This window comes from Mycobacterium sp. 20KCMC460, assembly GCF_022179425.1.
In the GTDB taxonomy this organism is placed as follows: Bacteria; Actinomycetota; Actinomycetes; order Mycobacteriales; family Mycobacteriaceae; genus Mycobacterium; species Mycobacterium kiyosense.
Genome location: NZ_AP025524.1, coordinates 1,603,842 through 1,625,431 on the forward strand (window position 1 = coordinate 1,603,842; position 21,590 = coordinate 1,625,431).

Annotated in this window: 19 protein-coding genes; 12 read left to right on the plus strand and 7 right to left on the minus strand. The window is 69.7% G+C overall.

Going from position 1 to position 21,590, the window contains the following annotated elements; translation table 11 throughout:
- Window positions 1–4: 4 nt before the first annotated feature.
- Both MKCMC460_RS07480 and MKCMC460_RS07485 read right to left on the minus strand, forming a co-directional pair.
- A complete protein-coding gene (locus MKCMC460_RS07480; protein WP_236981339.1) occupies window positions 5–1,582 on the minus strand; it encodes a phospho-sugar mutase in 1,578 nt (525 codons plus the stop codon).
- Entirely contained in the window at window positions 1,579–2,358 is a 780-nt protein-coding gene (locus tag MKCMC460_RS07485; RefSeq protein WP_236983856.1) for a purine-nucleoside phosphorylase, read from the minus strand. Before MKCMC460_RS07485 ends, MKCMC460_RS07480 begins: the two co-directional genes overlap by 4 nt.
- 76 nt (window positions 2,359–2,434) lie before the next feature.
- Between MKCMC460_RS07485 and MKCMC460_RS07490 the strand changes: the two genes are divergently transcribed.
- The 4 genes from MKCMC460_RS07490 (at window position 2,435) to MKCMC460_RS07505 (ending at window position 6,536) form a co-directional block, all read left to right on the plus strand.
- Complete coding sequence (locus MKCMC460_RS07490; protein WP_236981340.1) at window positions 2,435–3,124, plus strand: cutinase family protein; 690 nt, start codon at window positions 2,435–2,437, stop codon at window positions 3,122–3,124.
- 34 nt (window positions 3,125–3,158) lie between these two features.
- On the plus strand, window positions 3,159–4,337 hold the full coding sequence (locus tag MKCMC460_RS07495; RefSeq protein WP_236981341.1) for an amidohydrolase: 1,179 nt from the start codon (window positions 3,159–3,161) through the stop codon (window positions 4,335–4,337).
- Window positions 4,334–5,503: a M20 family metallopeptidase gene (locus tag MKCMC460_RS07500; protein ID WP_236981342.1), complete on the plus strand. Its 1,170-nt coding sequence runs from the start codon at window positions 4,334–4,336 to the stop codon at window positions 5,501–5,503. The genes MKCMC460_RS07495 and MKCMC460_RS07500 overlap by 4 nt, the downstream gene beginning before the upstream one ends.
- Before the next feature lie 127 nt (window positions 5,504–5,630).
- Window positions 5,631–6,536: a DUF559 domain-containing protein gene (locus tag MKCMC460_RS07505; protein ID WP_238305481.1), complete on the plus strand. Its 906-nt coding sequence runs from the start codon at window positions 5,631–5,633 to the stop codon at window positions 6,534–6,536.
- 88 nt (window positions 6,537–6,624) lie between these two features.
- Here MKCMC460_RS07505 and MKCMC460_RS07510 read toward each other — a convergent pair whose 3' ends face one another.
- Window positions 6,625–7,104 carry a gamma-glutamylcyclotransferase gene (locus MKCMC460_RS07510; protein WP_238305483.1) on the minus strand — a complete coding sequence of 160 codons (480 nt, stop codon included), beginning with the start codon at window positions 7,102–7,104 and terminating at the stop codon, window positions 6,625–6,627.
- Between the two features lie 170 nt (window positions 7,105–7,274).
- On the opposite strand from MKCMC460_RS07510, the gene MKCMC460_RS07515 reads away from it, so the two are divergent.
- The 4 genes from MKCMC460_RS07515 to MKCMC460_RS07530 all read left to right on the plus strand — a co-directional run bounded on the left by MKCMC460_RS07515 (window position 7,275) and on the right by MKCMC460_RS07530 (window position 13,003).
- On the plus strand, window positions 7,275–8,690 hold the full coding sequence (locus MKCMC460_RS07515; protein WP_370653088.1) for an NAD(P)H-quinone dehydrogenase: 1,416 nt from the start codon (window positions 7,275–7,277) through the stop codon (window positions 8,688–8,690).
- Window positions 8,691–8,782: 92 nt separating this feature from the next.
- Window positions 8,783–10,540: a glycerol-3-phosphate dehydrogenase/oxidase gene (locus MKCMC460_RS07520; RefSeq protein WP_236983858.1), complete on the plus strand. Its 1,758-nt coding sequence runs from the start codon at window positions 8,783–8,785 to the stop codon at window positions 10,538–10,540.
- A complete protein-coding gene (locus MKCMC460_RS07525; protein WP_236981344.1) occupies window positions 10,537–11,409 on the plus strand; it encodes a pseudouridine synthase in 873 nt (290 codons plus the stop codon). The genes MKCMC460_RS07520 and MKCMC460_RS07525 overlap by 4 nt, the downstream gene beginning before the upstream one ends.
- A 55-nt stretch (window positions 11,410–11,464) precedes the next feature.
- Window positions 11,465–13,003: an FMN-binding glutamate synthase family protein gene (locus MKCMC460_RS07530; protein ID WP_236983860.1), complete on the plus strand. Its 1,539-nt coding sequence runs from the start codon at window positions 11,465–11,467 to the stop codon at window positions 13,001–13,003.
- 6 nt (window positions 13,004–13,009) lie between these two features.
- On the opposite strand, the gene MKCMC460_RS07535 is transcribed toward MKCMC460_RS07530, so the two are convergent.
- Window positions 13,010–13,597 carry a DUF5994 family protein gene (locus MKCMC460_RS07535; protein WP_236981345.1) on the minus strand — a complete coding sequence of 196 codons (588 nt, stop codon included), beginning with the start codon at window positions 13,595–13,597 and terminating at the stop codon, window positions 13,010–13,012.
- A gap of 197 nt (window positions 13,598–13,794) precedes the next feature.
- On the opposite strand from MKCMC460_RS07535, the gene mgtA reads away from it, so the two are divergent.
- Window positions 13,795–16,425, plus strand: coding sequence for a magnesium-translocating P-type ATPase (mgtA, locus tag MKCMC460_RS07540; protein ID WP_238305486.1), 2,631 nt, complete (start codon window positions 13,795–13,797; stop codon window positions 16,423–16,425).
- Here mgtA and MKCMC460_RS07545 read toward each other — a convergent pair.
- Both MKCMC460_RS07545 and MKCMC460_RS07550 read right to left on the minus strand, forming a co-directional pair.
- Window positions 16,422–16,667, minus strand: a complete 246-nt coding sequence (locus tag MKCMC460_RS07545) for a hypothetical protein (protein ID WP_238305488.1) — start codon at window positions 16,665–16,667, stop codon at window positions 16,422–16,424. The genes mgtA and MKCMC460_RS07545 overlap by 4 nt on opposite strands.
- 81 nt (window positions 16,668–16,748) lie before the next feature.
- Window positions 16,749–17,102, minus strand: a complete 354-nt coding sequence (locus MKCMC460_RS07550) for a DUF732 domain-containing protein (RefSeq protein WP_236981348.1) — start codon at window positions 17,100–17,102, stop codon at window positions 16,749–16,751.
- A 251-nt stretch (window positions 17,103–17,353) separates the two neighbouring features.
- Here MKCMC460_RS07550 and pstS point away from each other — a divergent pair, with 251 nt between their 5' ends.
- The 3 genes from pstS (at window position 17,354) to MKCMC460_RS07565 (ending at window position 20,812) form a co-directional block, all read left to right on the plus strand.
- The gene (pstS, locus tag MKCMC460_RS07555; protein WP_370653089.1) at window positions 17,354–18,493 is read left to right on the plus strand and encodes a phosphate ABC transporter substrate-binding protein PstS; all 1,140 of its coding nucleotides are present in this window, start codon (window positions 17,354–17,356) and stop codon (window positions 18,491–18,493) included.
- A 113-nt stretch (window positions 18,494–18,606) separates the two neighbouring features.
- Entirely contained in the window at window positions 18,607–19,860 is a 1,254-nt protein-coding gene (locus tag MKCMC460_RS07560; RefSeq protein WP_236981349.1) for a PPE family protein, read from the plus strand.
- A gap of 34 nt (window positions 19,861–19,894) precedes the next feature.
- Window positions 19,895–20,812, plus strand: a complete 918-nt coding sequence (locus tag MKCMC460_RS07565; RefSeq protein ID WP_236981350.1) for a PHB depolymerase family esterase — start codon at window positions 19,895–19,897, stop codon at window positions 20,810–20,812.
- A gap of 6 nt (window positions 20,813–20,818) precedes the next feature.
- Here the strand turns inward: MKCMC460_RS07565 and nei2 are convergent, their stop codons facing one another.
- On the minus strand, window positions 20,819–21,589 hold the full coding sequence (nei2, locus tag MKCMC460_RS07570) for an endonuclease VIII Nei2 (RefSeq protein WP_236981351.1): 771 nt from the start codon (window positions 21,587–21,589) through the stop codon (window positions 20,819–20,821).
- Between the last annotated feature and the right edge of the window lies 1 nt (window position 21,590).

Below are 21,590 nucleotides of genomic sequence, written 5' to 3' on the forward strand. Positions count from 1 at the left end.
CCCGTCACCACTGCTGGACCTCGCTTTTCAGCTGGTCGCGCAGCTGCCGGGCGCGCCGCCGGGCGGTATCCAGGTCCTCGGACGGTTGGCAGCGAATCTCCAAGTAGCACTTGAGTTTCGGTTCGGTACCCGACGGCCGCACCACGACCCGGACCCAGGTGTGCTGATCGCCGCCGGTGTAGATCAGGGCGTCGTCGGTGTCGGTGACGGTGGCATCGAAGCCGGCCAGCCGGGCCGGCGGCGCCTGCCGCAGCCGGCGCATCACCGCCGCGGCCTCCTCGGTGTCGGTGACTCGCCGCGACACCGCGGCGACCTCGTGCATGCCGAAACGACGGGCCAGGTCGTCGAGCGCGTCGCTCATGGTGCGGCCCCGCTGGCGTAGCGACGCCGCCAGGTCGCAGCACAACACCGCCGCGCTGATGCCGTCCTTGTCGCGCACCGAGGCCGGGTCGACGCAGTGCCCGATCGCCTCCTCGTAGGCGTAGACCAGGCTGCCCGGGTGCTGGGCGTCGGCGCGGGCCAGCCACTTGAACCCGGTCGGGGTCTCGACGTGCGTCGCGCCGTGCTGGCCGGCGATCGCGGCGAGCATGCGGGAGGACACCACGGTGCTGGCGACCGTGCGCTTGCCCGATGACGGCTGCGACAGGATGTAATCGCCCAGCAGCCAACCGGTTTCGTCGCCGGACAACATCCGCCAGCCAGTGCGGTCGGGGATGCCGACGGCGCACCGGTCGGCGTCGGGGTCCAGCGCGATCGCGATGTCGGCGCCGACGTCGGCCGCCAAACTGAGCAGCGCGTCGGTGGCCCCCGGTTCCTCCGGGTTCGGGAAGTCGACAGTCGGGAAGTCGGGGTCCGGCGCGAATTGCGTTGGGACCGTGCGCACGTCGCCGAATCCGGCCCGGCGCAGCGTCTGCACCGCCACCGTGCCACCAACCCCGTGCATCGGCGTCAACGCCACCCTTAGCGCGCCGGTGCCGCGGCGCACTGCGGCCGCGCGCTGGATGTAACGCTGCACCAGGTCTGTGTCGGCGGGTTGGACTGGGCTGCGCGGGATTTCGTCGGCCGCAGGAGCGGATTTCATCGCGGCCTCGATCTGTCGGTCGGTGGGGGAGACGATCTGCAGGCCGCCGTCCAGATACACCTTGTAACCGTTGTCGGTCGCCGGATTGTGCGACGCCGTGATCTGAATCCCGGCGGCCGCCCCGGTGGCGCGCACCGCGAAGGCGACCACCGGCGTCGGCACCGGATCGGGGAACATGGACACCGAAAACCCATGGGCAGCAAGCACTTCTGCTGCCGCGACGGCAAACGCCGCCGAACCGTGCCGGGCATCGCGGCCCACGATCACCGTCTTGGATCCTTCGGCGCCCGCACCGACCACCTGCGCCAGCGCCCAGGTGGCCCGCAACACCACCGCGATGTTCATCGCATCCGGGCCGCCACGCACCGGACCGCGCAGCCCCGCGGTACCAAAGGTCAGCGGCCGGGCGAACCGGGCGGCAAGCTCGTCGGGACCCAGCGCGGCCAACTCCGCGGCCGTTGCGGGGTCGGGGTCGTGGGCGATCCAGTCTTCGGGCGTCACTGGAACCGGGCGATCACGTCAGCCAGCAGCGAGCCCATCGCGGCGGCCGACGCGGCGCCGGCGGCCAGCACCTCGGCGTGGCTCAGCGGCTGCCCGGTGATACCGGCGGCCAGGTTCGTCACCAGCGACACCGCCAGCACCTCCGCACCGGCCGCGCGGGCGGCGATGGTCTCGTGCACCGTCGACATGCCGACCAGGTCGGCGCCCAGCGTCCGCAGCATCCGGATCTCGGCCGGCGTCTCGTAATGCGGCCCCGGCAGCGCGGCGTACACGCCCTCGACCAGCTCCGGGTCGATCTCGCGGGCCAGCGCACGCAGCCGCGGCGCGTACGCGTCGGTCAGATCGACGAACTGCGCGCCGACCAGCGGCGAGCGCGCGGTCAGGTTCAAGTGGTCGCTGATCAGCACCGGCTGACCCACCCGCAAGTCCGCCCGCAGCCCGCCGGCGGCGTTGGTCAGCACCACGATCCGCGCCCCCGCCGCGCACGCCGCCCGGACCGGGTGCACCACATGCTGCAAGTCGTGCCCCTCGTAGGCGTGGATACGGCCGGCCAGCACCAGGACGCGGTGCGCGCCGATCGGCACCGACAGCAGCTCACCGGAGTGCCCGGCCGCAGCGGGCGGCGCGAACCCGGGGACGTCGGCCTGCGCCAACACGGCGGTCGGGGACCCCAGCGCGACCACGGCAGGTGCCCATCCCGACCCCAGCACCACGGCGACGTCGTGCCTACCGGTGCTGGTGCGTTCGGCGATCACGCGGGCCGCGCGCGCCGCCATCGCGTCGGGGTCGGGCGCCACGCTGGTCACATCGCGCGAGCCTAGCTCGTCGCGCCCCCGAAACCGGGGGTGTGTGATGATCGGCCCTGTGAGACTTCGCAAATCGCCTCGTCCCGCGGTGTCCGCCGCGGTTTCAGCTGTTGTTTTCGCCGCCCTGGCCGCTTTCGTGGTCGTTCCGCTGCCCAGAGCGTCCGCCGACGATTGCCCCGCCGTCGAGCTCGTCTTCGCCCGCGGAACTGCCGAGCCCCCCGGGCTGGGACGAGTCGGCGACGCGCTGGTGGCTGCGCTGGGGCCCGCCCTGGGCTCCCGCAGCCTGGGCGTCTACCCGGTGAACTACGCGGCCAGCTACAACTTTCTGACCACCGGCGACGCGGCCAACGACGCCAGCGACCACATCGCCTGGATGGCCGAGCAATGCCCCAACACCCATATCGCGCTCGGCGGCTTCTCCCAAGGCGCCGCCGCCATATCGATGATGGCCGGCGTGCCCCCGCTGGGCGAGCGGATCGGCAACTTCGGCTCGGCGCCACCCCTGGACCCCGCGCTGGTCGGCCGCGTCACCGCCGTCGCGGTGTTCGGCAATCCCGGCAACCGGTTCGGCACCCCGCTGTCCACGGCCGGAGCGTTCGCCGGCCGCGCCATCGACCTGTGCAGCGAGGGTGATCCGGTCTGCGTCGTCGGTGGGCGCGACCGCGAGGCGCATCACGCCTACGAGGATCCGCCGTGGCCCGTACAGGCCGCGCAATTCATCGCCGCACGGGTGTAACCGGCCGCCCGACCGGCGGTGAGATACTGCGAAGATGCCCGTAGCACCCGACCGCGTCGAAGATCTGGTGCGGCAGCGCGGCAGTGACCTGATCGAGCTGTCCCACGCCATCCACGCCGAGCCAGAACTGGCGTTCGCCGAGCACCGCAGCTGCGCCAAGGCCAAAGAGCTGGTCGCCCAGCGCGGTTTCGCGATCGGCCCGGTCGCGGGGCTGGACACGGCGTTTCGCGCCGACTTCGGTAGCGGCCCGCTGGTCGTCGGGGTGTGCGCGGAGTACGACGCGCTGCCCGAGATCGGCCACGCCTGCGGGCACAACATCATCGCGTCCGCCGGGGTGGGGGCCGCGCTGGCGCTGGCCGAAGTCGCCGACGACCTCGGCCTGACGGTGGCCCTGCTGGGCACCCCCGCCGAAGAGTCCGGCGGCGGCAAGGCGCTGATGCTGCAGGCCGGGGCGTTCGACGACGTCGCGGTGTCGGTGATGGTGCACCCGGGTCCCACCGACATCGCCGGTACGCGGTCGCTGGCCCTGTCCGAGTGCACCGTCCACTATCGAGGCAAGGAATCGCACGCAGCCGTCGCACCGCATCTCGGGATCAACGCCGCCGACGCGGTGACCGTTGCGCAGGTGGCGATCGGGGTGCTGCGCCAGCAGCTGGCGCCCGGGCAGCTGTTGCACGGCATCGTCACCGACGGTGGCCAGGCGGTCAATGTGATACCCGGGCAGGCGGCGCTGCAGTACGCGATGCGGGCGACCGAATCCGATTCGCTGCGCCAGCTGGAGGGTCGGGCGTACGCCTGCTTCGCGGCCGGGGCGCTGGCCGCCGGATGCGAATACGAGATCGAACCGGCCGGACCCGGATATGCGGAGCTGAAGCCTGACCAGTGGATGGTCGACGTTTTCCGCGAGGAAATGCGCCGGCTGGGCCGCGAGCCGGTGCCCGCCGCCGTGGAAGTGGGGCTGCCAATGGGCAGCACCGACATGGGCAACGTGACGCACGTGATGCCGGGCATACATCCGGTGATCGGCGTCGACGCCGGCGGGGCCACGGTGCACCAGCGTGCTTTCGCGGCCGCTGCCGTCGGACCCAGCGCCGACCAGGCGGTGGTGGACGGCGCGATCATGCTGGCGCGTACGGTTGTCGCGCTGGCGTCGGACCCCGGCCAACGGGATCGGGTACTGGCTGCGCTGGAGCGTCGAAGGGCCGCCGGATGAGCCTCGTCGACAGCGCCGAATCCTGGCTGGCCGCCCACTTCGACGACCTGGTCGCCTGGCGCCGGCACATCCACCGCTACCCGGAGCTGGGCCGCCAGGAGTTCGCCACCACGCAGTTCGTCGCCGAGCGGTTGGCCGACGCCGGGCTCAACCCCAAAGTGCTGCCCGGGGGAACCGGCCTGACCTGTGACTTCGGGCCCGAGCACCAGCCGCGGATCGCGCTGCGCGCCGATATGGACGCCCTGCCGATGAGCGAGCGCACCGGTGCCCCGTACGCCTCGACGATGCCCAACATCGCGCACGCCTGCGGGCACGACGCGCACACCGCGATATTGCTGGGCACCGCGCTGGCGCTGGCGTCGGTGCCTGAACTGCCGGTCGGGGTGCGGCTAATCTTCCAGGCCGCCGAGGAGCTGATGCCCGGCGGCGCGATCGACGCCATCGCCGCCGGCGCGCTGACCGGGGTGTCGCGCATCTTCGCGCTGCACTGCGATCCGCGGCTGGAGGTCGGCAAGGTGGCGGTGCGGCTGGGCCCCATCACCTCGGCTGCCGACCAGGTCGAGATCACTTTGCATTCCCCTGGCGGGCACACCTCGCGCCCGCACCTGACCGCCGACCTGGTCTACGGGCTGGGCACGCTCATCACCGGGCTGCCCGGGGTGCTGTCACGCCGCATCGACCCGCGCAACAGCACCGTGCTGGTGTGGGGTGCGGTCAATGCCGGTAATGCGCCCAACGCGATTCCCCAGTCCGGCGTGCTGGCCGGCACCGTGCGCACCGCGAGCCGCCAGACCTGGGTCGACCTGGAGGGAATCATCCGGGAAAGCGTCACCGGCCTGCTGTCGCCGCTGGCCATCGAACACACGCTGCAGTATCGCCGCGGCGTTCCGCCGGTGGTCAACGAGGACGTCTCCACCCGCATTCTCTCCCACGCGATCGAGGCCGTCGGCCCCGACGTGCTGGCCGACACCCGGCAGTCCGGCGGCGGCGAGGACTTCTCCTGGTACCTCGAAGAAATTCCCGGCGCGATGGCCCGACTTGGGGTCTGGTCGGGGGTGGGCCCGCAACTGGACCTGCACCAGCCGACGTTCGATCTCGACGAGCGGGCGCTGGCCATCGGTGTGCGGGTGATGGTGAACATCATCGAGCAGTCGGCCGCGTTCTAGCGTCGGTCCTTGATCTCTTCTCCCGAGCGCCCCCCATATGTACGGCAAAATCCGCTTTTGAACGGCATTTTGGGGCCGCTCAGCGGGTGAATTGTGGGCGCGTTGCGTGTTTTCGAAGATGGGCCGCGTGCACGCCGAACTGTGTCAGCTGCTCAACCTGCAGGGTGGCGTGATCACCGCCGCCCAGGCTTTCGAATTCCTGAGCCGCCGCAACTTGGAGACCTGCATACAACGCGGCGAGCTGCGCAGGATCTGGCACGGCGTATACGGCAGCGGCCGAGACACTGTCGTACTGCGACTACGTGGCCTCGACCTATTGGCCGGCACGACGGTCGCCAGTTGCCTGCACACCGCGGCGGCCATTTACGGATTCGACACCGAACACGACACCAACCTGCACGTGCTCAATCCCGATAACGGCCGCCTGCACTCGACGCAGGGGTTGGTGGTGCATCGGCGGGAGGGTGCGCCGCTGTCGTCGGTGCGCGGCCGGCCGGCCACGACGCCCGCTTGGACAGCGATCGAGGTGGCGCGCGGCCTGCGGCGGCCGCGGGCGCTGGCCACGCTGGATGCGGCCCTGGGCAGCGGTTCCTGCGGCCGCGACGAGCTAGCCGAGGCTGTCGGGCTGCAGGCCGGGCGTCGAGGCATCTGCGCGTCGCGGGAGCTGCTCGCGCTGGCCTCGCCGCTGGCCGAGTCGCCGATGGAGAGTGAGGCCCGGCTGGTCATGATCGACGGCGGACTGCCGCAACCAACGCTGCAGTACAAGATCGTCGACCTGACCGGACGCCTATGGCGAGTCGACTTCGCCTGGCCCGAGTGTCGCGTTGTCGCTGAGTACGACGGCGTCGACGCGCACAGCAGTCGTGAGGCGTTCAAATACGATCGCCTCCGCATGTCGGCTCTGCAGGATGTGGGCTGGGTGGTAGTGGCGATGGTCGCCGAGGACGTCAGAGTCGAACCCTGGCATCTGGTGAGCAGACTCCGGACGCGGTTGGAGCAGGGTCGAGCCGCGGGGCCGTCGCGAGCGTCCTGAAAATGTCGTCAAAACGGCCGTTTCACCGTACATATGGGGACGCTCGGCAAAGGAGAAGAAAAGGGGGCGACCAGGCGCCGGAATAGGATCAGGCGCTGGGGCCCGGACCGATATTGCGGGCCGGACGGGTGCGCAGGTCGTGCACGTAATCGGCGGGGGCGCCGGCAATTTCGGCGGCATCGGCCATCACCCCGAGGTAGCGCGCCGACGGCAGACCGCCCTCCCAGGCGTCCAGCACATACAGCCACGCCAGCACCGGGTCGATGTCGGTGTCCGACGACTCCCGCTCCACCCGGCAGCGGATCTTCTTGTGCACGCCGAACTCGGAGCCCTCCCAGCGGTCCAGATTCATCTCGTCGGCCGGGGTCATGTCGTAGAGCACTACGAACACCCGCGAATCCGGGTCTTCGACGACGGTGGCCAGCGCGCCTTCCCAGCCGATGTCCTCGCCGCCGAAGGTCAACCGCCAACCCGGCAACCAGCCAGTTCCGGCCATCGGGGAGTGCGGCGCACGCTGGAGCATCTGCTCGGGATGCATGTTCGAGCCGTACGCGGCGTAGAGCGGCACGGGGAAAGCTTAAACGCCTCGCGCCCGGGCGGCGTCAGCCGTCACGTCAAGCGGGTTTGGAGTCCTCGGTTCGCGCTGCGAACCGCATCGTCGCCAAGCGGGGTCTGATGGCCTGGCTCCTCCTCGGTTCGCGCTGCGAACCGCATCGTCGCCAAGCTAGGTTTGAGCCCGTGGTGACGCGCATCGTGATCCTGGGCGGAGGTCCGGCCGGCTACGAGGCAGCCCTGGTGGCCGCCAACGCACACCCCGACTCGGCGGAAGTCACTGTGATCGACTCCGAAGGCATCGGCGGTGCCGCAGTCCTGGACGACTGCGTCCCCTCCAAGACGTTCATCGCGTCCACCTGGCTGCGCACCGAGCTGCGCCGGGCGCCAAGGCTGGGCTTCGAGATCGACATCGACGACGCCAAGATCTCGCTGCCGCAGATCCACGCCAGGGTCCGCAAACTGGCCGCCGAGCAGTCGGCCGACATCGCCGCCCAGCTGCGCAAAGTGGGGGTTCGGCTGATCGCGGCCCGCGGCGAGCTCATCGATCCGGCCCCCGGCCTGGCCCGCCACCGCATCAAAGCCACCGCCGCGGACGGCACCATCACCGAGCACGACGCCGACGTGGTGCTGATCGCCACCGGTGCCAGCCCGCGGGTGCTGGCGTCGGCCCAGCCGGACGGCGAGCGCATCCTGACCTGGCGGCAGCTGTACGACCTCGAGGAGCTGCCCGAGCACCTGATCGTGGTGGGTTCCGGCGTCACCGGCGCCGAATTCGTGCACGCCTACACCGAACTGGGGGTGCCGGTCACGGTGGCGGCCAGCCGCGACCGGGTGCTGCCCTACGAGGACGCCGACGCCGCCGCGGTGCTCGAAGAGTCGTTCGCCGAACGCGGCGTCCAGTTGTTCAAGAACGCGCGCGCCGAGTCGGTCACCCGCACCGACACCGGGGTCCTGGTCACCATGACCGACGGCCGCACGGTCGAAGGCAGCCACGCCCTGATGACCATCGGTTCGGTGCCCAACACCAGCGGCCTGGGCCTGGAGCGGGTCGGCATCGAACTCGGGCCCGGCGACTACCTCAAGGTGGACCGGGTGTCGCGAACCTCCGTACCGGGCATCTACGCCGCCGGCGACTGCACCGGCCTGCTGCTGCTGGCCTCGGTCGCGGCGATGCAGGGCCGCATCGCGATGTACCACGCGCTCGGCGAGGGCGTCAGCCCGATCCGGCTGCGTACGGTCGCGGCGACGGTGTTCACCCGACCCGAGATCGCCGCCGTGGGCGTGCCGCAATCGGCGATCGACGACGGCCAGTTCAGCGCCCGCACCATCATGTTGCCGCTGCACACCAACGCCCGCGCCAAGATGTCGGGACTGCGGCAGGGTTTCGTCAAGATCTTCTGCCGCAAATCCACCGGCGTGGTGATCGGCGGCGTGGTGGTGGCCCCGATCGCCTCCGAGCTCATTTTGCCCATCGCGGTGGCCGTCACCAACCGCATCACCGTCAACGAGCTGGCCCAGACACTGGCCGTTTACCCGTCGTTGTCCGGATCGATCACCGAGGCCGCCCGCCGCCTGATGGCGCACGACGATCTGGACTGAACGATCTGGACTGAACCCCGCCGGAATCCGGAACGCCAACTAGCCTTACTGGGAGATATCTACCGACGAGTAACCGACAGGAGTCCTTTGTCGTGAGCAATCCGAGCAACGCAGCGGAGAGCGAGCAGACCTGGTCCGACGGGGTGCTGGGGCCGCAGCAGCGTGCGCTGGCCTGGGAGCGCCTCGGCTCCGAGCAGTTCGACGTGGTGGTGATCGGCGGCGGCGTGGTGGGCTCCGGTTGCGCGCTGGACGCGGCCACCCGGGGACTGAAGGTGGCCCTGGTCGAGGCGCGGGATCTGGCGGCGGGCACCTCCAGCCGCTCGTCGAAGATGTTCCACGGCGGACTGCGCTACCTCGAACAGCTGGAATTCGGGCTGGTGCGCGAGGCGCTCTACGAGCGCGAGCTGTCGCTGACCAAGCTGGCGCCGCACCTGGTCAAGCCGCTGCCGTTCCTGTTCCCGCTGACCAACCGGTGGTGGGAACGGCCCTACATGGCCGCCGGCATCTTCCTGTACGACACCCTCGGCGGCGCGAAATCGGTGCCCGCGCAAAAGCACATGACCCGGGCCGGAGCTCTGCGCCTGAGTCCGGGCCTCAAGCGCAGCTCGCTGATCGGCGGTATCCGCTACTACGACACCGTCGTCGACGACGCCCGGCACACCATGACGGTGGCGCGTACCGCCGCCCACTACGGCGCCGTGGTGCGCAGCTCCACCCAGGTGGTCGCGCTGCTGCGGGAGGGCGACCGGGTCACCGGGGTGCGGGTGCGCGACTCCGAGGACGGCTCGGTCACCGAGGTCCGCGGGCATGTGGTGGTCAACGCCACCGGCGTATGGACCGACGAGATCCAGGCGCTGTCCAAGCAGCGCGGCCGATTCCAGGTGCGTGCGTCCAAGGGCGTGCACGTGGTGGTGCCACGCGACCGCATCGTCAGCGACGTCGCGATCATCCTGCGCACCGAGAAGTCGGTGATGTTCGTCATCCCGTGGGGCAGCCACTGGATCATCGGCACCACCGACACCGACTGGAACCTGGACCTGGCCCACCCGGCGGCCACCAAGGCCGACATCGACTACATCCTGGGCACGGTCAACGAGGTGCTGGCCACCCCGCTGACCCACGCCGACATCGACGGCGTGTACGCCGGGCTGCGCCCGCTGCTGGCCGGGGAGAGCGACGAAACCTCCAAGCTGTCCCGCGAGCACGCCGTGGCGGTGCCCGCGGCCGGCCTGGTCGCCATCGCCGGCGGCAAGTACACCACCTACCGGGTGATGGCCGCCGACGCGATCGACGCCGCGGTGCAGTTCGTGCCGGCCCGGGTGGCGCCGTCGATCACCGAGAAGGTCAGCCTGCTGGGCGCCGACGGCTACTTCGCGCTGATCAACCAGGTCGAGCACGTCGGCGAGCGGGTCGGCCTGCATCCCTACCGGGTGCGCCACCTGCTGGACCGCTACGGATCCCTGATGGACGACGTGCTGGCCCTGGCCGCCGACCGGCCCGAGCTGCTCGGGCCGATCACCGAGGCCCCCGGATACCTGAAGGTGGAAGCCGTCTACGCCGTCGTCGCCGAGGGCGCCCTGCACCTGGAGGACATCCTGGCCCGGCGCATGCGGATTTCCATCGAGTACTCGCACCGCGGCGTCGACTGTGCCCGCGAGGTAGCCGAACTGGTCGCGCCGGCGCTGGGGTGGAGCGCCGCGGACGTCGACCGCGAAGTCGACAACTACCGAGCCCGGGTGGACGCCGAGATCCTGTCCCAAGCCCAGCCCGACGACGTCTCCGCCGACGAGTTGCGCGCCAGCGCACCCGAGGCCCGCGCCGAGATCCTGGAACCGGTGCCGCTCAATTGAGGCCCGCCCCGCTTCCGGTCCGAGACGGCCTGGGGCCGGCACGGGTCCGGTTGTACGGCGGGCCGGTGCTGGCCGAGCTGACCGAACGGTTCGGCGAACCCGCCCGCGCCAAAGTGCTGGCCGGCGAAGTCGTCGACGCCGACGGCGTGGTGGTCGACGAGGCGCGGGTGCTGCCCGCCGGTGCGCACGTGTATCTCTACCGGGACCTGCCCGACGAGGTGGCGGTTCCGTTCGAGATTCCGGTGCTGTACCGCGACGACGATATCGTTGTGGTGGACAAGCCGCACTTCCTGGCCACCATGCCGCGCGGGCGCCACGTCGCCCAGACCGCGCTGGTACGGCTGCGCCGCGAGCTCGGGCTGCCCGAACTCAGCCCGGCCCACCGGCTGGACCGGCTCACCGCCGGGGTGCTGCTGTTCACCGCCCGGCGGGAGGTACGGGGCACATTCCAGACGCTGTTCGCCCGCGGCGAGGTAAGCAAGACCTACCTGGCGCGCGCGGCCGTCGACCCGGCGCTGCGGCTACCCCGGGTGGTACGCAGCCGGATCGTCAAACACCGGGGCCGGCTGCAGGCGGTCAGCGAGCCGGGTGAGCCCAACGCCGAGACGCTGATCGAACTCATTGCGCGGAAGGACGGCCTCTACCGGCTGACACCGCGCACCGGGCGCACCCATCAGCTGCGCGTGCAGATGGCCGCGCTGGGGTTGCCGATCACCGGGGACCCGTTGTACCCCGACATCATCGACGTCGCACCGGACGACTTCAGCGCGCCGCTGCAGCTGCTGGCGCAGCGCATCGAGTTCGACGACCCGCGCACCAGTGCCCGCCACGAATTCGTCAGCCGGCGCACTTTGGTCACCTCGCACTGAGGACCGAGGTCACTAGCACCGCCGGCCACCGACGGGGCAGCATGATCGCGTGACTGTGAAGCTGCGAGCTGTGGCCGCCATGGCCGGGGGCGCTCTGGCCGGGTTGACCGGCTGGGACCTGGTGCAACGCCGGCACACCATCCTGCGCAACTACCCGGTGGTGGGCCACCTGCGCTTCCTGCTGGAAGCGGTGGGGCCCGAGCTGCGCCAGTACATCGTCACCGACAACGACGCGGAGCGGCCGTTCAGCCGTGACCAGCGACGCTGGGTGTACACGTCGGCGAAGGCGGGCAACCGGTACTTCGGCTTCGGCACCGACAACGACCTCGAACGCGTGCACAACTACCCGATCATCAAGCACGCCGCGTTCCCGGTGCCGGCGCCGGCCGGCGAACCCAATCATCCCGACCCGTCGGTCCCACTGCCGGCGGCGAAGGTGCTCGGCGGCGCCCGCGGCCGTGCCCGGGCGTTCCGGCCGTCGTCGCTGATCAACATCTCGGCCATGAGCTTCGGGTCGCTCAGCGGCGCGGCCGTCACCGCACTGAACCGGGGCGCTGCCCTGGCCGGTGCCCTGCACACGACCGGCGAGGGCGGTGTCTCGCCGTATCACCTCAACGGCGGCGACCTGGTCTGGCAGATCGGCACCGGCTACTTCGGCTGCCGCAACGAGGACGGCACCTTCAGCCTGCCCAAGCTGGTCGACCGGGTCGCGGCCACGCCGTCCATCCGGGCTATCGAGATCAAGCTCAGCCAAGGCGCCAAACCCGGTCTGGGCGGCATGCTGCCCGGCGCCAAGGTGACCCCCGAGATCGCTGCCATCCGCGGCATCCCGGTCGGCGTGGACTGCAAGAGCCCCGCCGGGCACTCCGCGTTCGGCGATGTCGACGGACTGCTCGAGCTGGTGGAGACGATCGCCGCCGAGACGGGCCTGCCGGTGGGTATCAAGTCCGCAGTCGGGGAGGGCGAATTCTGGGTCGACCTGGCCGCCCGCATGGCCCGCACCGGCCGCGGCGTCGACTTCGTGACGGTCGACGGCGGCGAAGGCGGGACCGGCGCCGCGCCGCTGGTGTTCAGCGACCACGTCGCGCTGCCCTTCAAATGGGCGTTCCCGCGCGTCTACCGCGCCTTCGCCGAGGAGGGCCTGCAGCACGACGTGATGTTCATCGGCTCGGGCAAGTTGGGCATCCCGGAGAACGCGCTGCTGGGGGTGGCGATGGGCTGCGACATGATCAACGTCGCCCGGACCGCCATGTTCTCCGTGGGCTGCATCCAGGCGCAGCGCTGCCACACCGGCCGCTGCCCCTCCGGCGTGGCCACCCAGTCGCCCTGGCTGCAGCACGGCCTGGACCCGGCATCGAAATCGGTGCGTTGCGCCAACTACCTGGCCACCCTGCGTTTCGAGCTGGTGGGCCTGGCCCGGGCCTGCGGCTACGTGCATCCGGCCCTGGTGCCGCTGGCCGCGATCGAGTTACTCGACGTCGACCTCAGGTCTGTGCGGGCCGACGAGCTGTGCGACTATCCGCCGGACTGGGGTGTGCCCGGACCCGCCGACGTCGACGCCATCACTGCGCTGATGGCGACCCGCTGCGGCTGACCGGGCCTATGCGCTCAACCGGGACTGCCGCATCCGGTTGCGGACGATGTGCTCGACCAACACCGGCACGAACGTCTGGATCGGCGCGTCGGCGAACTGCTGCGCCGCCTGCTCGCACCATCGCGCGATCTCGGCGGTGCGCTGCTGGTCCTCGCGCCCCTCGTGTTTGGCCAACGTGGCCGCCACGTCGGCCACCGACCGCGCGACCTGGGTCTGCCCGGCCGGCTCGGCCTCGGCCGGGACGCGTGCCGCCTCCAGCGCCTGGCGGGCCTCCTCCGGGCCGGTCTCCGGCCGGATCACGTGCAGGGACAGGTGGTGGCCGTCCTCGCCGACCAGCATCACACTGGCGGGTTCGTCGCTGCTGAAGCCCAGCAATTCGATGGTGTGCCCGGCGACCTGGGTACGCGGCGGGACTTCCTCCCAGCCGTGCAGGTGATAGCCCACCATCACCACCCGCCCCAGCCGGTCGGACACCGAGTTCACCAACGCCGGCAGCTCGTCGACCAGGCGCCGCGAACGCGGCCACCAGGCCCCGTCCACATGCTCTGACGCGGAGCGATACGGCTTGAGCTGCACACGCTTGTCGCGTTCCATCGTCGACCACCTGCCTGTTGAAGCCGGAGAGTTCCGGCGCGATCCGTCCATTGAGACCGAGCCGTGTGATCCGCGAGTTGCCGATGGTTGAACAACGGGTTTTGCCCGCGCGAACGGGCGGCGCAACTGGCATTGTGGTGCACGGCGGGGCGCTGCGCGCGAAACCTAGCGAGGACCACAGCGAGGAGAAGCCGGAGATGTCATCGGCGCCGGAAACGGTCGTTCCGCACTTTCCGGTGGGGACCGCGCAGCAGGTTGCCGCCGCCCCCGCCGAGGAGGTGCTACGCCGGCTGGATAGTTCGACGGCCGGCCTGTCCGCCGCCGAGGCGTCGGCCCGGCTGGATCGTTACGGGCCGAATGCCGTTGCGACGCACCGGGTCAGCGCGGCGGCGGTATTGGGTCGTCAACTGCGCAACGCGGTGCTCATCCTGCTGGCCGGGACCGCTGTCGTCTCGTACTTCCTGGGCGACGGCGTGCAGGCGGTCATCATCGGCGTGATCTTGGTGGCCAGTGTGGGGCTGGGGTTTTTCAACGAGTTCCGGGCCGAGCTGGCCGCCGCCGAGCTGCACGCCGGGATGCAGCACCAGGCGGTGGTGCGCCGGGACGGACGGTACGTCAAGATCAGCGTCGTCGACCTGGTGCCCGGTGACGTGGTCCGATTATCGCTGGGTGAGGCCGTGCCCGCCGATCTGCGGCTGATCGACGTCAACGGCTTGGAATGCAACGAGAGCATCCTGACCGGCGAGTCCGCCGCGGCGGAGAAGACCGCAAACCCGGTATCCACCGGCGCCGAACTGGCCGAGGCGTCCGACCTGGCCTTCATGGGCACCATCGTCAGCGCCGGTGAGGGCGTCGGGGTGGTGTTCGCCACCGGTCGGGACGCCGAATTCGGGCGCATCGCAGCGGGTTTGGACGAGCGGGTGCCCGAAACAGGTTTCCAGCTCGGACTGCGCCGGTTCTCCTACCTGCTGCTGCAGGTCGCGATCGCGCTGATGCTGATCATCCTGATCAGCAATCTGTTGCTGGGCAAGCCGATCATCGACTCGGTGTTGTTCTCGCTGGCCATCGCGGTGGGCATCACCCCGCAGCTGCTGCCGGCGGTGGTCAGCGCCGCCTTAGCGACCGGGTCCCGACAGCTGGCCAAGGCCAAGGTGCTGGTCAAGCGGCTGGTATGCATCGAAGACCTGGGCGACATGGACATTCTGATCACCGACAAGACCGGCACCCTGACCGAAGGCCGACTGCGGCTGGTCGGCACCGTCGACCCCGCCGGCAACCCCAGCGACGCGGTGTGCCGGCTGGGGTTGCTGGCCACCGACGTGGACCCGCAAGCCGGCGGCGTGAGCGCCAACGCGCTCGACGAAGCGCTGTGGGAAGGCCCGCTGGCGGGCCGGCTGGTGGGGACCGACGTGCGGCGGGTGGCATTGCTGCCGTTCGACCATGAACGCCGGGCCACCTCGGTGCTGATCGACGACGACGGCGAACGCGTGCTGGTGGTCAAGGGCGCGCCCGAACAGTTGCTGCCGCTGTGCCGGGCGACACCGGCAGCGGCCGACGAGACGCTGGCGGCGTTGTTCGCCGCTGGGCGCCGTGTGGTGGCGGTGGCTGCCAGGCCCGCGGCCGGGCTCGCCACGATCACCCGTGACGACGAACGCGATCTGCGGTTGGCCGGGTTCCTGGTTTTCGCCGACGAACCCAAACCCGCTGCACGGCAATCACTTTCACAGCTCGCCGAGCTCGGCATCGAGCTCAAGATCGCCACCGGCGACAACCCGCGGGTCGCCGAAAAAGTTTGTGCCGACATCGGTTTGGAGTCCAAGGGTACGGTCACCGGTGCGCAGCTGCAGTCGTTCGACGACGACGAGTTCGCCGACGCCGCGGTGAATCACACTATCTTCGCCCGGATCTCACCCGAGCAGAAGGCGCGGCTGATCGCCTCCCTGCGTGGGCACGGCAGGTCGGTCGGATTTCTCGGCGACGGGGTGAACGACGCGCTGGCCCTGCATTCGGCCGACGTGGGCATCTCCGTCGACAGCGCCACCGACGTCGCCAAGGACGCCGCCGACGTGGTGCTGCTGGAGAAAGACCTGGGGGTGCTGGCCACCGGGGTGGCGCAGGGCCGGCGGATCTTCGCCAACACCATCAAGTACGTGCTGATGGGCACGTCGAGCAACTTCGGCAACATGTTCAGCGCCGCAGCCGCCTCGGCGCTGCTGTCGTTCCTGCCGATGCTGCCCAGTCAGATCCTGCTGAACAACCTGCTGTACGACAGCTCGCAGCTGGCGATCCCGACCGACCGCGTCGACGAGGAGCAACTCCGGGCGCCGTCGCACTGGGACGTCGCATTCATCCGGCGCTTCATGTTGACCTTCGGGCCGATCAGTTCGCTGTTCGACTTCCTCACCTTCGGGCTGATGCTCGGTGTGTTGCACGCCGGCCCGGTCGAGTTCCGCACCGGGTGGTTCGTGGAATCGCTTGCCACACAAACGTTGATCATCTTCGTCATCCGCACCCGCAAGGTGCCGTTCCTACGCAGCCGACCCAGTGCGGCGCTGGTAATCGCCACCCTGTCCGTGGTCACCGTCGGCGTCGTGCTGACCATCTCGTGGCCGGCCCGCACGCTGGGGTTCACGCCGTTGCCGTGGCAGTTCTTCGGGGTGCTGGGTGGTTTCGTGATCGTCTACCTGGTCCTGGTGGAGCTGGCCAAGATCATGTTCTACGCCGAACCGGTGCGCTTGGGCGGAAAGCCGATTCGCACCCGGGGCCGCGCACATCGCATCCGGCGCCGCGCCGCGCGCTTCCACCATGTGGGCGGCAGGGCCGGCTAGGAGTACGGCAGATCCTGCGGGTTCGCCGGACCCCCGAAGTCCTGCAATTCGGCCAGGCCCAGCGCGATCCCGTCGTTCACTTGCTGCGAGAAGGCTTCCGCGCCGGGTGCGGGCGTTTCGGCTTCGGCGGAACAGCTACAGCTCAGAACGCTGTACACGCTCGGATCGGCACCCGCCGCAATCCCCGTCGTCGCCACAGCGCAGAGCGCGATCGCGATGCCCGACAACACTCTCGTGACCACTTTTGCTCCCCGTGATGCTGGTGCCGAAAGTGTAAGGGCTGGCCGCCGTGATCGCGCGGTGTGACAACTGCGAATTGGCTGTCAAGGCGACGCGTGATGCCGCGGACAATATGCGCTGATGCTCAGTCCGACGAAGTAGCCGGCGTGATATCCGTCCAAATTGCTGCTTCCAGCTACCTCGTTGGCGACGTCGGCCTTGGCTCTGCCGTTGTCGAGTTCGTCGCAGACCTGGTGTGCGGCCAAGATCGCGGCTTGCGGGGTCGCGAAGTTAATCCCGTGCGACTGCAACGCATTCAGGAACTGCCCGTCGATGCCGTCGGCGTGCGCGGTCGGGGCCGCGGCCACCGCCATCGGGACGACCAACGCGGCCACCAGCGCGGTGCCTGGCAACCACGTGCGCCGCGCGCTGCGCGTGCGCATCCGATTGATGGTCATCGCTTCAGCCTCCTCGCGGCACGGTTACGACGTAACGAAATGCTTACATCGCGATCATTGCACGTAACGCTCGGATGAGCGAACGGGTTCGATCGCAGCCCCACCGTCGCGCAACACAATTGCGTGACGTGTCGGCCCCGTGAACCGCCGGCTAATTGCGGCTGAATTTGTGAATGCGGATGTGCTCAGCGGGTTCGCGGGGCAGCTGCTCAATCGCGGAACTTGTTAGCATGCCGAAGGACGGCCGGGAAATGGACGTTCGTGGTGTGGGTCGAGGAAATGAATTGGATCACTTTCGATTTGGTGCCGCGCTGACCGTTGCGGTCGTCCTGACCGCGACGGCATGTGACGGCACTCACGACGCCGCGAAGTCGGGCACCGCCACCACCGCGACATCGGCCCACGCGGGCTGCGGCGGCAAGCCGTCGCTGAGGGCGAGTGGCTCCACCGCCCAGGAGAACGCGATAACCCGGTTCATCCGGGCCTACGAACACGACTGCCCCGGCCAGACGCTGAACTACACCGCCAACGGCTCCGGCGCCGGAATCAGCGAATTCCTGGGCGGGCAAACCGATTTCGCCGGTTCGGACTCGCCATTGAGCAAGGACGAGTACGGCGCGGCGCAGCAGCGCTGCGGCTCGCCGGTGTGGAACCTGCCGACGGTGTTCGGCCCCATCGCCATCGCCTACCATGTCGACGGCCTGGCGGCGCTGAACCTTGACGCACCGGCGGCGGCCAAGATCTTCACCGGCGCCATCAACACCTGGAACGACCCGGCGATCGGCGCACTGAACCCGGGTGTGGCGCTACCCGCCACGCCGATCCGGGTGGTGTTCCGCAGCGACGACTCCGGCACCTCGGACAACTTCCAGCGCTACCTGGACACCGCCGCCGGTGATGCCTGGGGCAAGGGCGCCGGCAAGCAGTTCCGCGGTGGCGTGGGGGAAGGCGCCCGCGGCAGCGACGGGGTCGCCGCGGCCGTGCAGGGTGCCGAGGGCTCGATCACCTACGTGGAATGGTCGTTCGCCCAGGCCCAGCACCTGAGCACCGCCAAAGTCGTGACCTCGGCGGGGCCGGAGCCGGTGGGGATCACCCCCGACGCGGTGGGCAGGACGATTTCGGCTGCCTGGTTCATCAGGGACGGCAACGACCTGGCGCTGGACACCATCTCCTTCTACCGGCCGAATCAGCCGGCCTCGTATCCGGTCGTGTTGGCGACCTACGAAATCGTCTGTTCGAAATACCCCGATGCGCAGGTCGGGGCGGCGGTCAAGGCGTTTCTGCGCAGCGCCCTCGGCGCCGGGCAGGAGGGCCTGGCCGAACACGGTTACATCCCGGTTCCCGACGAATTCAAAACCAGGCTGTCCGCTGCGTTGAACGCGATCACTTGAGCAGGTCATTGCGTCGAACCGGCGACCTTTGACGCGCAATGTTCTAGGCTTTTTTCCGGGGTGTTTAACCGAATGTTCCAAGAGTTTTCCCACGGTGGTCATTGTGAGGTGCTATGGAGTTCATTACGTTGCCGCCGGAGGTCAGTTCGGCGCTGATCCACTCGGGACCCGGCGCCGCCTCGCTGACCGAAGCGGCGTACGCCTGGCAGCAGCTCGGCGTCGAACTGGACGAGACCGCCAGCGCTTACACTCCGGCGCTGGCCGCGCTGACCGGAGTCTGGAACGGGCCGGCTGCGGCCACCATGGTCGACGCGGCTGCACCGTATCTGACCTGGATACGTACCACCGCGCAGCAGTGCCGCCAGCTGGGCTTGGCGGCACAGACCGTCGTCTCGGAGTTCAACTCCACACTGTCGTCGGTGGTGCACCCGTCGGTGGTCGCCGCCAATCGGCAGCAACTGGCACAGCTGCTGGCCACCAACGGGCTCGGTAAGAACTTGACCGCCATCGCCGAGACCGAAGCGCAGTACGAGCGGATGTGGGTCAACAACGCGGCCGCGATGTACCGGTACCAGGCGTCGACGGCGCAGGCCCTGTTGGTCGACACGTTCACCACCCCGCCGATGATCACCGACGCGCAAGGGGAGAGCGCGCAGGCCGCGGCCGTACAGACGGCGTCGGCCACCTCAGCAGGCACCGCCGTCCAGTCCATCCAATCCGCGGTGCAGTCCGCCCAATCCGCGGTGGCCGGCGCGGCCGCCGCGCTGCCCGCCGACGCGGTGGCTCCGCCGGTGTCTCCGATCGATGCGCTGGCGCAGGCGTTCGGCGTGGTCTTCGACCCCAATCAAGGCTGGTTCGGGCTGGCCAACACCTACGCCAACCAGTTCGTCTCGTCGGGATTCCCGATCAACCTGCTGTCCTACCTGGCGCAGAACACCTCGGCCCAGGCGCTGCAATCGGTGGCCCCCGACATCGCCCAGGGGCTGTCGGAAGGCGAATCGGCGCTGGGTGACGCGGCCGCCGGGCTCACCAATGCGGCCGGTGCCCTCGGTGCCATGGAACCGGCCGCGGCGATGGGCGTCGCGGTGCCGATGGGCACCCTGTCCGCCCCGCCCGCGGCCACCGCCGTGCTGACCAGTGCGCACCTGCCGGTGCAGCTCGCCTCGGCGGCGTCACCGCTCTCGGCGGCTTCACCGCTCCCGGCGGCCGACGCCGGCGGCGGATTCCCGATGCTGCCGCCGCTGATGCCGCCACCGGTCAGCGCCGGCAGCGGGTGGAAGAAGCGCAAAGAGCCCAAGTACGAGGACCTCGCGATGGGTCTGGAGCTGAAGGGGACGTTCATGACTCGCCCGCCGTCGGCGGGCTGAGGACCGGGTCAGCGCTATCGGTATTTTTAACGGCATGCCCTGGGCGCGCCTGCTCTCGCTGGCGGTACTCCTGATCAGCCTGACCGCGTGCAGCGAACGGCAGGTTCAGGCTGCCCGTGCCCGGGACCAGGCGGGGATGATGCAGTACGGCGGGCTGAACCGGACTTATCTGGTGCATGTGCCGCCCGGGCCCCCCGTCGGCCTGGTGCTGAACCTGCACGGCGGCGGCGGCACCGGTGCCGGGCAGCGGGGTCTGACCGACTTCGACTCCGTCGCCGACGTGAACGGCCTGCTGGTGGTCTACCCGGACGGCTACGACAAGAGCTGGGCCGACGGGCGGGGGGCCGCCCCGGCCGACCGGCGCCGGCTCGACGACGTCGGCTTCCTGGTCGCGCTGGTCAACAAGCTGCGCAACGACTTCAATGTCCCCGAAGGCCACGTCTTCGCCACCGGCATGTCCAACGGCGGCTTCATGTCCAACCGGCTGGCCTGCGACCACGCCGAGGTGTTCGCCGCGATCGCGCCGATCGCCGGCACCCTGGGCGTGGGGGTGTCGTGCAATCCGTCGCGGCCGGTGTCGGTGCTGGACGCGCACGGCACCTCCGATGCGGTGGTGCCCTACAACGGCGGCGACGTCCGGGGGCGGGGCGGGGTGAGCCACGCCATCTCGGCCAACAGCCTGATGGACCGGTGGCGGACCATCAATCAGTGCCCGGGCAGCCCTACCGTGTGGGAACTGCCCAACGTCGGCGACGGAACCATCGTGCGCCGGTTCGACTCCCAGGACTGCGCCGACAACACCGAGGTGGTCCACTACCAGATCGAGAAGGGTGGGCACACCTGGCCGGGCGGCAAGCAGTATCTGCCGAGATCGGTGATCGGGGCCACCACCCGCGCGTTCGACGGCTCACAGGTGGTCGCCCAGTTCTTCATGACCCACGGCCGCGACTGACACCGCTCAGCGCTGACAGTTCGGACACCAGTACCGCACCCGTTCGGCGCTGCCCGGCGGTGGGTCCTGGGCGCAGATGGGCGTGCCGCAGCGTCGGCAGCCCTGCCCGGCCCGCCCGTACACCCACATCAGCCGACCACCCCGGGTGTCGCCGGTGGTGCAGCGATTCCAGCGAAAGCGGTTGGCCCACAACATGTCCCGGGCCCGCGATACCAGCCGCAGCGGATCGGCGACGGCGCTGACCGGTGCGGTCGGCAGCCGCCCGCTGACGAAACACAGTTCGTTGGCGAAGACGTTGCCGATCCCGGCCATGACCCGCTGGTCCAACAGCGCCTCGGCGAGGGGACGGTCCGGGTCGGCGACCAGGTTGGCCGCGGCCAGCTGCGGATCCCAGTCCTCGCCGAGCAGGTCGGGCCCGAGATGGGCGACGGCGGCGTCCTCGCTGTCACGCTCCAGGATCTCCAGCACACCCAGATCGACTCCGACGGCCCGAACGTCGTCCGTTTCCAGGATGATTCGTGCTCGGTGGTCTATCCGCGGCTTCGGCCGGCTGCCGACCCGCCAGCTGCCGTCCATCTTCAGGTGTGAGTGGATGCTGGCCCACCCGGCCCTGATGAAGAGGTGCTTGCCGCGACTGAGCACTTCGTCCACCACAGCTCCGGTGAGGTCGATGGTGGCGAACCGCGGTACCCGGATGTCGCAGCGCGTCAGCGTCCGACCCACCAGTTGGCGGCGCAGCGTGTCCGCGGTGTGAAAGACCGTGTCACCTTCGGGCATG